The organism is Facklamia miroungae (assembly GCF_012396555.1).
GTDB classification, from domain to species: domain Bacteria; phylum Bacillota; class Bacilli; order Lactobacillales; family Aerococcaceae; genus Facklamia; species Facklamia miroungae.
Genome location: NZ_JAAXPS010000002.1, coordinates 278,067 through 289,758, shown reverse-complemented (window position 1 = coordinate 289,758; position 11,692 = coordinate 278,067). Strand labels below are relative to the sequence as shown.

The following is an 11,692-nucleotide window of genomic DNA, read 5'->3' as shown; positions in this document are numbered from 1 at the left end:
TTATTCAAATAGTCGTCTCCTTTATTATTAAACTAAGTTAAGATTACCATAAAATCACTAAAAAATGGAATAAAAGACTGATATATTCATTCTTATTCGTATTTCTTTCTCACAAAAATAAAAAAGAATCAGAAAATCTGATTCTTTTTTAAAACAGAATATTTTATTCTATACTGTTGCTTAGGCGACACGCTTAAAACTTGCGTTTACGAGCTGCTTCTGATTTCTTTTTACGTCGAACACTTGGCTTTTCGTAAAATTCACGCTTACGAGCCTCTCTCAAAGTACCGGTTTTAGAAACGTTACGCTTAAAGCGACGAAGAGCGTCATCCAATGATTCGTTATCACGAACTACTGTTTTTGACATATGGTTCCCCTCCCCCCGAGCTTATAGTAACCTTTCCTTAGAATTAATAATCTAAACAAAGTCCTCCCTATATTATAGCATGAATCTTAAGCTTTTCAAGAAGAAAGAATTTTTTAATTCATTAAGCATTCTAAGTTTCAATTTCGTTTTTGCATTCGGCACATAATCCAAACACTTCGAAGCGGTGACTCTGAATTTCTACTCCTGAAAGATCAGTCGTAACTTGTTGCATGGGACAGGCATCTAGCAAAATTGTTTTGCCACAATTAGTACAAATGAAATGATGATGATGGTGATGACTTGAATCGTGGGATAAATGACAATTGTATCTAAATAATTGTTCTTGTTGGTATTCAGTTGTCTCAAGGATTCCCACTTCTACAAAGTCATAAAGATTACGATAAGTGGTATTATAGGACATGGTTGGGTATTTAGCTTCTAGAGCCTTATGAATTGCTAAAGCCGATAAGTATTGTTGATTTTCAGCAAAAAGCGAGAGAATTTCGCGTCTTTTCTTGGTAATTTTAAATCCTGTATTTTTTAGAACTTTTAAACCTTCATTAACTAATTCTTCAGCTTCAGGGGATAATTGACCATCATTTAATATAACTTCCTTCAAAACTGTCACCTCTTCCTTAAGATATGGTAAACTTAATGTAATTCAACGATTGGAGGGCACTTATGGATCAAAATAATCAGTCAAAACTTCACTTCTTTATAATATCTGATTCGATTGGTGAAACGGCTTTAAAAGTTGCCAAAGCAGTTGCCTATCAGTTCCCAGATGTTCATATATTATTACACAAATATGCCTTTGTTTCAACCGAGTCGCGTCTTCAAGAAGTTTTAGAAGAAGCTAAAAATTATCAAGCATTGGTCTTTTTGACCCTAACTAAAAATGATCAAGTGAATCTGGTAGAAAAATTTTGCACTAAGAATGAGCTCCATTTTTTTAACCTTTCACAACCCTTCACTCAAGTTATTTCACAACTTACAGGAAAAAAGCCAAGTCAGACAGTTGGTGCCCAACACGAATTAAATGATGAGTACTTTGAACGTATTAATGCTATGGAATTTGCGATGAAATACGATGATGGGAAAGATCCAAAAAAATTTATGGAAGCAGATATCATCCTCTTAGGCGTTTCACGCACCTCAAAAACACCCCTTTCAATGTACCTAGCTACAATGGGGTATCGGGTAGCAAATCTTCCTCTTATACCCGAAAACGAATTGCCAGAAATTATTTTTGAAATCGATCCCAATAAAATCATTGGATTAACCAATGACTTGAATGTTATTCAAAAGTTTCGCCAAAGTAGAATGTTAGAATTTGGCCTATCAAAAAATGCAACCTATGCTTCAGAAGATCGAATTGTTGAAGAGTTGAATTATGCAGACCAGGTCTATCGCAAATTAAATTGTCCGGTCATTAATGTAGCTGACCGATCCATAGAGGAAACCGCTCATATTATCATCGAACTACTTAACTTTTCGAATATTGATGATAACTTATAACATTAAGACTCTCTCAAATAACAATAAGACTCTCTCAAATAACAATAAGACTCTCTCAAATAACAATAAGACTCTCTCAAACGCCATAATGTGTTAAAGGTTTGAGGGTGTCTTCTTAATTACCATTGTTGGTATTTATCTCTTAAATATCTAGAAACATCCATTTGGTAACTTGCATATAAATTTTCGGCTGATAAACAGGAAGTAACTTCCCCAAATGCTATTTGTTGACCCTCTTTTAGGAGCAAAGCTTGATTGCCATACTGTTTAGCAAGACTTAAATCATGCATAACAGTTATGATTGAGCGGTCTGATTCTTTTAACCATTCCCTCAATCTTTGAAATAAATCCTGTTCATAATTAAGATCTAAATGATTACTTGGTTCATCAAGTATTAAAATCTTAGGATCTTGTAAAAAAAGTTGAGCTAAATAGACACGTTGGCGTTCTCCGCCTGATAAGTTTTGGATCGATTGATCACGTTTGTCCCATAAATAGGTTTCATATAATACTTGTTCGAGCGAAGTTTGATCTGCTGCCGTCCACTTTTTTAGCCATCCCTTAAGATGAGGATATCTACCCATCCGAACGAGTTCTTGAACAGTAAAATCAAAATTGGAACCAGGATGTTGTTCAAGAACACCAAAAATAGTAGCCCTTTGGTCAGGTTTCAGAAACCGATGATTTTTGCCATCTATGAAGATGTTACCTGTGTATGAATTTTGGCCAGATAAGGCTTTAATTAAGGAAGTTTTCCCCGATCCGTTTGGTCCGCAAATCATTAACCATTCTCCTGCTGCGACGGAAAAATTGATATTTTGAAGGATTACATGATGATCAAGTTCAACCTTTAAGTGATTAACTTCTAGCACGGCCTTTCCCCCTCGCAAAAATCAAAATAAATATACAACTACCTAACAATGAAGTGATGGCTCCGATAGGAATTTCTAGTGGTGAAGCAATTGTACGTGCTAAAAGATCGGTCAATAATAAGAAGTTGCCACCAATGAATATCGTCCAAGGCAGTAGTCTTCGGTGATTAGAACCTACGATTAATCGACTAATATGGGGAGTAATTAAGCCAACAAAAGGTATTGCTCCTCCAATTGAAACAGCTATCCCAATTAAAATAGAAGTTGCAATAAATAATTTTAACCGAAGCGAGACTGTATTAATGCCTATGTTTCGAGCGATATTATCACCCATCGAAAAAGCATTCAACTCTTGCCACTTAGTCACAATATATCCACCAACCAAAACTACTGTTCCAAGTAGTATCCATACGTCGGAATATCTTGTCCCAGCTAATGAACCCATGGTCCAGAAAACTAAAGAAGGTAATTTTTCCCTACTCACTATAATCAAAATATTCATTAATGATGAAACTAACATTGTAAAGACAATCCCCGTTAAGATCACAGTTATATTCTTTAATTGACGATCTAAATAATAAGAAAAAGATAAAATTAAAACTAACGACCCAAAAGCAAAAATAACGGCCATGAAAAAGACTCCTTGCCTTTGAAAAAAGGAAGGAATCCCAATAACAATTGCAATACCGGCTCCCAAACTTGCTCCAGCAGATACTCCTAGAGTCGAACCATCAGCCAAAGGATTCATCAGCAAACTCTGCATAGTCATTCCGCTTATTGACAAAGCAATCCCTATTAAAAAGGCACATATTAATCTAGGAAGTCGAACTGCTAATAAAATTGTTGCTTTTTGATCTGGTAAAATTGGAGAAGGTTCTATAAATTGATTTTGTAAGACATGAAGAAGATCGTCAAAGGAAATCTTAACACTTCCAATCATTAAAGATAGGATTAAACATAAAAGCGTAATCCCTAGCATGGCAACTATCTTTAAAATCTCACCTTTTTGAACATGTGGGAGGCGTTTTAGTTTACTCTTGACCATATACTAGTTCATATAATTCTCTTACAGCATCCATTAAGCGCGGTCCAGGTCTTGTGAAAGCTGAATTATCTACTGCAAAAACCTTTTCTTCCTTAACAGCTGAAAGACCCTTCCATTCTGCACGTTGCATAATTTCTTCCTCTGGTGAAGGTGCTTTTTCATCTATTGGCATCGAAGTAGTGATGATAACTTGCGGATCCGCTAGCAAAACTTGTTCTTCTGAAACTTCAACAAATGATTGTTGGTCTGCAAAAATATTTTCCAAGTTGAGCATGTGACCTATTTCATCCATGAAAGTTTCGGATCCTGCTGTCCATAAACCAAATTCAAGTGGTGATACCTCATAATAGACACTTGACGAATCATCGTGATCGGCTGCTTTTTCTTCATATTCTTTAAAAACAGCTTCCATTTCTTCAATTAATTGCTTTGCTTCTTTTTCTTTTCCAACGACTTGCCCTAATAAGTCAATCGCATCATAAACACCTTCAATGGTCTTAGCATCGGTAACAAGCACAGGAATCCCCGCTTCTTCAATTCCTGCTATTTGATCTTCTGTTAAAGACATGGTCGACATCACTACCACTTGGGGATCAAGGGCAATAATTTCTTCAATATTAAGTGTCTCACCTGTCGCAATTGCCGGTATGTCTTCCACATCATCCGCTGGATAATCAACATAGGTCCCACGACCCACAATTGTATCGCCAGCTCCTAGTTTAAAAAGAATTTCTGCATCCGCAGGCATAAGCGTGACAATTTCTTCAGCTGGCCCATCTTCTAGCACAACTTCTCGTCCCACCATATCGGTTAATTTTAAACCAGTCATTTCTTCCGCTGATGCAACATGACCTGTAAAGAGAGTTAATACAACCATCATGACAAGTGTGATATTTTTTTTCATTCAAATCGCTCCTTTAATATTTATTTAATTTTAACTGCAATTCCTGAAACCACCCAATATACTTGATTCGCTTGTTTGGCAAGTTCTTGATTCATTAGCCCATGTATATTTCTAAAAATTCGGCTAAATTTATATTCAGGGACTAATCCCAACCCCAGCTCATTTGAAACTATAATAAAATCCGTCTTAGCTTCTTTTGCTTCCTTTAAAAATAAACGAAGCTCCTGCATCACATATTCTTCTGCTTTTTGAATTTCTACACCCGTCAAATTGTTTACACACTGATCAAAGGAAACTTCTTGATGATCTGCTAAATTCTGCCAAGAATCAAAAAGAAGGTTCGTTAACCAAACCGTCATACAATCCACCAAAACACATTGGTAGTCTTCTGAAATTTTTTTAATTAGTTGGTCTAGTTTTTGGGCTTGTTCATAAGTATGCCAATGACTAGGTCGAGATAAACGATGTTTTTCAATACTCCTTTCTATCTCAGGATCTAAGAACTCATTTGCTTGAGTCGCAATATACGCAACCTGTTGATGCTTTCTTATATATATTTCTTCTTGAGCCAGTCTTGATTTTCCTGATTTGGCACCACCGGTATAGTAAATTATTTCACCCATTTACTCACTCCTTGAAAATTATTAGGTTAAGTTTTTTCAACCACTTAAATAAGAAGTAGGCCAAAGCAATATTGGCAACCGTTGCAAAAGTCAAAGGCCAGAAGAAACTGACTACCAACCCACTTCCTAAAAAGGGTAAAAGACAAAGCAGTGGAAATAGAACATTGAATAACCAAGCCATGATAGTTGGGTAAATATAAGAAAGATGACCTTTATGCTTAAATTGTCGAAACGTTTTTGCAAAAGCTATTTGTGTCATTCCCATAAAGAACATCAATATAAGATGAATAGGCAAGGTGAGAGGAAAACCTGAACTCATAGCAGTGGCTAAATGCCCCACCACACCCACTATAGCCCCTACATTAGCACCCATAATCAAGGATAGAAGAAAAGCTGGACTTGAATCAAAAGCGACTGTCGAAAAAATTTTAAATTGGGCCAGAATGACCGATAAGGAAATCATAAGAGCTACTGTTACCAAGTCTTTTGTCTTCATTTTACCTCCTAAAAAAACCAGACAAGGTCACTTGTCTGGTTATTAAACAAATTTGTTAACGAACCCTGTTACTAGACCCTGAGAAATAACAATCATTCTTGATAAAATAGGTAATCTGGCTTAGAAATTTTTCCATACAGTAGCAAGGGGCTGCGCATGACTCTCACATGCTTCCCCTATTCTATCTTAATTTTCAATGATCTTGAAATAATTATAGCACACTCTTTTCTAGAAAAGTAAACATGTCTTTCTTACAATTGTATAACTAAAATCAGTAAATAAATAACTTGACCGATCATAACAGCTGCCCCCATTGTATCACCTGTCATACCACCAATTTGTTGGTTAACAAAGTGACGGTAGATAAGAACAATGGGAAGTATGATAAGGTAGGCAAGTAAATATTGCCTACCTAAAAATGCATAGAGTGCCATGCTTAAGCACTGGCTTGCCCAAACTCTCCAGTTAGCAACACCTAGAAAGCTACTACCCAAACCCCTAGGATTATCACCAACATAGACTAAGTGAAAAAATAGTAAGGGTAAAATACAGCGCCCACTAGCTGCCCACGCAAGAACAACCAACATTTCATTAAGATTGCTCGTTTCTAAAATTTCTTTTCCTACCACATAAGTTAATAGAGAAATCAGAATCAAAATTAATGCCCCATTGGCTCCAATCGCTGGATCTTTCATAATACGGACCATCTCATCAGCTTTTTTGGAAGACAATAAGCCATCAGCGGTATCAGCCAAAGCATCATAGTGAAAACCTCTTGTCAAAAGAACATCCATTAAAATTAATAGAATCCATGCAATTGATGGTGAAAAAAGAAAACGACTTAAGACAAAAATAAAAGCTAAAATCCCCCCATAAATAAAGGCAAAAAGAGGCAAATATATAACCCCTTTTTTAAGCTTAACCTCTGCTTGACTAATTGAATAATTGATTGGAATCGCAGTAAAAAACTGAAAATATAATAAGATAGTGTGTATCAATAAAGTTCACCCACCCATTGAATGTTTGTAAAAGAAGACAATAGTTGGTTTTTAAGACCCGGTTTGACGGAAATTAAAAGAGAGGTTGCGGGCCCTGCAGATTGATAAAATTGATCTTGGTCTTGATCGGCTCTCAATTTCAATTGATTAAATGACGCAATTTGTAGGGCTTCATTTAATGCCCCTTTTGAACCTATTGGTACGATTTCACTAATTACATCACCTAAACTCAACAAATAGTACAAGTCTTGATAGGTGATGATTTGATCAAAATGATTAAGTAGTTCCTGACCCATTAAAGGTTTGCCTACCTGATAAATTTGATCACCAGCTCTAGCTTGTTTTATTTTCAGCTCCGATTGTTTAGCTTTAGCGATAAGCGTTAATCCAAATGACGTCATTTTAGTGGGCATATTTTCTTCAGTTGATCCATTGAGCGAAAGTTTAGGAAAACCAGCAAGAGCCAATTCCTTTTTAATCCCTTTGAGCATTAAACTACCTGTCGGTTCCATCTCATTTCCAAACAGATTTATTAATAATTGAGGTTGTGCATTAAGTGAAAGAACTTCCATTAGAACGACTCGTACCGCAAGGCTCGCAACAATCTCGGGTGAAACTTTCAAAGCATCTGCCTCTTTTTCTCCAATAGATGCTGAAGAATCACAAGCTATGATTAGCGATTCTTCAAAATTCACTGGCATCAAATGTAAATCACGGTACTTTTCCATTTTTACTCCTTTATCTCAATTACTTTAAGGGCTTGATAAATATTTTCAGATAGAACCGAATCCTTCTCCCACTCTTGTGGAGTTCCTAAGCTGGTTTGAAAATATTTTCTTCCTGAAATGTTAATAGTTTGTCTTCGATGAACATGCCCCATAAAACTATAACGAATTGGGTACTTCCGATATAGGTATGCAAGGTCATCGGTAGAAATAAAAGCATTAAAATAATCAATATCAACTTGATAATTTGGATCAGGTAAAATTTGCAGTTGAAAATCCGTTACAAAATGAGTAATAAGGATATAATTTTCTTTCCTCAAATTGATTAAATCTTTTTCAATTGTTTTCACGAATCTTTTTGAGACTTGCCGATCTGATATTTGCCAATTAATTTTTTCTTTATCAGACCATTTATAACCTTGATAAATTCCTTTTTCAAGAAAAATTTCGCTATGTCGTCCGAAATTGCCCGCATGATTATACCAAGCAGAATGTCCAACTAAACCCCAGTTTTTAGTTAAAGAAAGCGGTTTAGTCATTAAACACTTTGGATGTTTACAGTAGTTGTCATAAATCGTCCAAGTATTCTCTTTGTCCGACCAATAATCGTGATTGCCTGGAATAAAATAGAGAGGGATTTTAATGGCTTTTTGAAGCTGCTCAATAAATGCGTAAACTAAAGAATAGTGATTAGCAACATCACCGGCAATTATTAAGATAGTTAACCCTTGTTTACGACATTCTTTAGCAAGTAATTTAATTAATGATTGCTGATAGGAATCTTCTTGTAAATCGACATGGAGATCAGAAATAACACCGAGCCTCACTATTTGCCCCCTTCAAATCAGGTATTAGCTCTATCTAAAAACTTTCCCTGAACGTAAATATTGTGGTTCTTCCTGATTATGATCATGATTTATCAAGCGGCCACAAACAAATAAATAATCCGATAAGCGATTCAAATATTTTAGAACATTTGGATTGCCTTTTTCTGCAGTTGGTAACCCAACTAGTCTTCTTTCGACTCTCCGAGCAATGCTCCTAGCAAATTGAATTTGACTCGCCTCAAGCGTTCCACCTGGTAAAATAAAAGATTCGATAGGTTTAAGGCGCTTATCATAATTATCAATTCGCTCTTCAAGCCAAGTAATTGCCTTCTCTTGTGTACGGTAGGGAATCTTACCATCTGCATTAGCAACATCAGTCCCACAATCAAAGAGTAATTGTTGTATTTCAAATAAATCGCTTCTAATTTCTTCAGTTAGATTTGGACTGGCAATAATCATCCCGATAAAAGAGTTTAGTTCATCAATACTTCCATAAGCTTCAACAAGTGGATCATTTTTAGCAACCACTCGATTACCAATTAATCGCGTATCCCCTTTGTCTCCAGTTCGAGTATATACTTTCATAAAAATTCACCTCACGTAAATAACTAAAGAATTAGGTCATTGAAATATTTCCAATCATGATAAATAATCTTTTTGCGGCTAAAGGTTATTTTATGATCTTTTGTCAAATCTTTAATTACTCTCCCAGCTGTTTCTCTAGTCGTTCCAGCTACCATTGCCGCTTCATTAATCGTTAAGGGATGTGGAATGACAACATGATCGCCGGAAAAACGACCCATATCATACATCCATAGTGCTAAGGTTTGAACGACGCGCGAACTCGCACTAGGAATAGCTGTCATTTGGACTCTTTTTTCCAAATAATATTGAACACTTGCTAGATTTTCATAGATAAAACGAAATTGTTCAGCGTTTTTAAAAACAATATTTTCCATTAATTTTTTTGGAATATATGCCAGATCAACATCGGTGGCGGCGTATGCGTCATAAAGATGATGATCTTTAAAAAAGAATTCCGCATAAGGAAAAAAACTTTCTTCAGCAACATAATCTAAATAAAAAAATTCACCTGAAGCGTTTTCTCTTTCTAAACGGACGAGCCCTTTAAAGACAAAATAGCAGTAAATGCTAGGATCGTCTTGAAAGAAAATCAATTGACCTTTTGGAACATGATGAAAGATTGAATTCGATGTAATTTCATTTACTTCATCAATTGAAAGTCGATTAAAAAAATCATAGTTGTAGATATCGTTTATATATGTTTCTATTGCCCGATTAACCATAAAAACCCCTTTCCTTGTCAAAATAACATGGCGTTGTCTGACAATAAAAGGGGGCCTTTGAAAGCTAAAAATATTCGATTTAAACGTATTCAAATCAAAAGATGTCTATCTTATAACCACCTTTTATGTCATGAAAAATTCATTTTTATTATCGCATGACTATTTGTATAAATCAAATCTTCATTTTTGTTTTAGAATGAATTTGTGAAAAAGGTGATTTGGACTTTAACAATTCTTAAAGGTTAGATAAATCAGACTGATAGTGCAATTTGGGTTTGCATTAAATTCAATCAGTAGTCCTACATTTTTTCTGGTGCACCAATACCTAATAATGATAAAGCATCCTTTAATACAATTGTAATGGCTTTAACCAATTGAATTCTAGATTCTAATTGGTCATTCTCTTCTAAAATACGAACTTTAGCGTAATATTTATTTGATAGTTGAGCTAATTGTATAACATATTTAGCGATTACTGATGGTTCGAAATTTTCAGCTGCTTTGATAATAACTTCTGGATATTGTTTAATTAACTTAATAATTTCCCAGGAATGTTCATGATCTAAATTCAACTCTTCACTCGGTTTAATTTCTTTCCCGTATTTATTAAGGACTGTATTCAACCGTGCATATGTATACTGAACATAAGGTCCTGTTTCACCTTCAAATTGAACAATATCATCTAAGTTAAAGTCAAAGGAATTGAGACGATCGGCTTTTAAGTCATGGAAAACAACTGCTCCAACCCCAACTTGTTTGGCGATTTCGGCTTTATTTTCGAGATCAGGATTTTTAGCTGTAATTTGTTGGTCCGCAATCTCAATCGCTTCATTTAATACTTTTTCAAGTAAGACAATCTTTCCTTTACGTGTGGATAATTTCTTACCATTTAACGTGATTAAGCCAAAAGGAATATGATGCATATCCTCAGCCCAATCATTACCCATTTCTTTTAAAACTGCCTTTAATTGTCTGAAGTGATCGCTTTGCTCATTACCAACCACGTATAAGCTCATGACAAAATCAAAAGTCCGTTTCCGGTAATAAGCTGTTGCTAAGTCTCTTGTTAGATAAAGTGTGGCTCCATCTGATTTTTTAATTAATGCAACGGGCAAATTATATTTTTCTAAATCAACAATAGTAGCGCCGCGCTCAATTTTTGAAATATTATGATCCGCTAAATAATCTAAAACTTCATCCATCTTATCGTTATAGAAAGACTCTCCAGTATAATGATCAAATTCAATGTCTAACAGATTGTAGACACGCTTGAATTCATTAATTGACTCTTCTTTAAACCATGTCCATAATTGATGATATTCTTCATTTCCTTGTTCTAATTCTTTGAAAACTTGTCTCGCTTGATCATCTAATTCAGGATTTTCTTCGGCCTTTTCATGAAAATCGACGTACAGTTTAACTAACTCATTGACAGGATCCTTTTTAACAGTTTCTTCATCACCCCAACCTTGGTAAGCAACAATTAATTTACCGAATTGTGTTCCCCAATCTCCTAAGTGGTTAATGCGAATTGGATTGTAATTCAATTTTTTCAAAATTAAAGCAATAGAATTGCCTAGAACAGTTGAGCGTAAATGACCCATTGACATTGGCTTAGCGATATTTGGTGAGGACATATCGATCGGAACATTTCCACCTTTACCAATATCAGTTTGCCCATAATCTTCTCCTTGTTCAAGCACTTCTTTAATAACCGTGCTCGCTAGGTCATCGCGTTTAATATAAAAGTTAATATAGGCTCCTACAACTTGAACTTTCTCAAAAGCGGATGCATCGATTTGATCAGCTACATCTTGAGCTATTTGATTAGGTGCTTTACGGAAAATTTTTGCTAGAGAAAATACCGGGAAAGCATAATCGCCATGCTCATTATTATTGGGTTGTTCAATTAAATTTTCAATTTGTTCTTGCGTTAAATGTTCGGACAATACTGGCAGCAGAGTTTCGACAATTTGTTTTTTTACTAACATAAAATCTTCCTTTCTATAC

General features: G+C 35.2%; 14 protein-coding genes and 1 riboswitch. Of the genes, 1 reads left to right on the top strand and 13 read right to left on the bottom strand.

Annotation, left to right across the window (positions count from 1 at the left end; genetic code table 11):
• Nucleotides 1–193 precede the first annotated feature (193 nt).
• Both rpsU and HF969_RS03445 read right to left on the bottom strand, forming a co-directional pair.
• On the bottom strand, nt 194–367 hold the full coding sequence (rpsU, locus tag HF969_RS03450; RefSeq protein WP_066126806.1) for a 30S ribosomal protein S21: 174 nt from the start codon (nt 365–367) through the stop codon (nt 194–196).
• Between the two features lie 130 nt (nt 368–497).
• Nucleotides 498–986: a Fur family transcriptional regulator gene (locus HF969_RS03445; protein WP_090289375.1), complete on the bottom strand. Its 489-nt coding sequence runs from the start codon at nt 984–986 to the stop codon at nt 498–500.
• Nucleotides 987–1,048: 62 nt separating this feature from the next.
• Here HF969_RS03445 and HF969_RS03440 point away from each other — a divergent pair, with 62 nt between their 5' ends.
• Nucleotides 1,049–1,885: a pyruvate, water dikinase regulatory protein gene (locus tag HF969_RS03440; protein WP_090289374.1), complete on the top strand. Its 837-nt coding sequence runs from the start codon at nt 1,049–1,051 to the stop codon at nt 1,883–1,885.
• Between the two features lie 119 nt (nt 1,886–2,004).
• On the opposite strand, the gene HF969_RS03435 is transcribed toward HF969_RS03440, so the two are convergent.
• From HF969_RS03435 to argS, 11 genes are all read right to left on the bottom strand, one after another.
• Entirely contained in the window at nt 2,005–2,757 is a 753-nt protein-coding gene (locus HF969_RS03435) for an ABC transporter ATP-binding protein (protein ID WP_090289373.1), read from the bottom strand.
• Nucleotides 2,744–3,802, bottom strand: a complete 1,059-nt coding sequence (locus tag HF969_RS03430) for a FecCD family ABC transporter permease (RefSeq protein ID WP_210727875.1) — start codon at nt 3,800–3,802, stop codon at nt 2,744–2,746. Before HF969_RS03430 ends, HF969_RS03435 begins: the two co-directional genes overlap by 14 nt.
• Nucleotides 3,789–4,706, bottom strand: a complete 918-nt coding sequence (locus tag HF969_RS03425) for an ABC transporter substrate-binding protein (protein ID WP_090289372.1) — start codon at nt 4,704–4,706, stop codon at nt 3,789–3,791. The genes HF969_RS03430 and HF969_RS03425 overlap by 14 nt, the downstream gene beginning before the upstream one ends.
• Nucleotides 4,707–4,726: 20 nt before the next feature.
• Nucleotides 4,727–5,329: a bifunctional adenosylcobinamide kinase/adenosylcobinamide-phosphate guanylyltransferase gene (gene cobU, locus HF969_RS03420; RefSeq protein ID WP_090289371.1), complete on the bottom strand. Its 603-nt coding sequence runs from the start codon at nt 5,327–5,329 to the stop codon at nt 4,727–4,729.
• A gap of 4 nt (nt 5,330–5,333) precedes the next feature.
• The gene (locus HF969_RS03415) at nt 5,334–5,825 is read right to left on the bottom strand and encodes an ECF transporter S component (protein ID WP_090289370.1); all 492 of its coding nucleotides are present in this window, start codon (nt 5,823–5,825) and stop codon (nt 5,334–5,336) included.
• An 88-nt stretch (nt 5,826–5,913) separates the two neighbouring features.
• Nucleotides 5,914–6,040: riboswitch (cobalamin riboswitch) on the bottom strand.
• A gap of 36 nt (nt 6,041–6,076) precedes the next feature.
• Nucleotides 6,077–6,823: an adenosylcobinamide-GDP ribazoletransferase gene (locus HF969_RS03410; RefSeq protein ID WP_090289369.1), complete on the bottom strand. Its 747-nt coding sequence runs from the start codon at nt 6,821–6,823 to the stop codon at nt 6,077–6,079.
• A complete protein-coding gene (locus HF969_RS03405) occupies nt 6,820–7,551 on the bottom strand; it encodes a hypothetical protein (protein ID WP_090289368.1) in 732 nt (243 codons plus the stop codon). The genes HF969_RS03410 and HF969_RS03405 overlap by 4 nt, the downstream gene beginning before the upstream one ends.
• A 2-nt stretch (nt 7,552–7,553) precedes the next feature.
• On the bottom strand, nt 7,554–8,375 hold the full coding sequence (locus tag HF969_RS03400; protein WP_168427150.1) for a metallophosphoesterase: 822 nt from the start codon (nt 8,373–8,375) through the stop codon (nt 7,554–7,556).
• A 30-nt stretch (nt 8,376–8,405) separates the two neighbouring features.
• Nucleotides 8,406–8,960 carry a cob(I)yrinic acid a,c-diamide adenosyltransferase gene (locus HF969_RS03395; protein WP_090289366.1) on the bottom strand — a complete coding sequence of 185 codons (555 nt, stop codon included), beginning with the start codon at nt 8,958–8,960 and terminating at the stop codon, nt 8,406–8,408.
• A gap of 23 nt (nt 8,961–8,983) precedes the next feature.
• Nucleotides 8,984–9,682 carry a Crp/Fnr family transcriptional regulator gene (locus HF969_RS03390; protein ID WP_090289365.1) on the bottom strand — a complete coding sequence of 233 codons (699 nt, stop codon included), beginning with the start codon at nt 9,680–9,682 and terminating at the stop codon, nt 8,984–8,986.
• Nucleotides 9,683–9,981: 299 nt separating this feature from the next.
• Nucleotides 9,982–11,673: an arginine--tRNA ligase gene (gene argS, locus HF969_RS03385; RefSeq protein WP_090289364.1), complete on the bottom strand. Its 1,692-nt coding sequence runs from the start codon at nt 11,671–11,673 to the stop codon at nt 9,982–9,984.
• Nucleotides 11,674–11,692 lie beyond the last annotated feature (19 nt).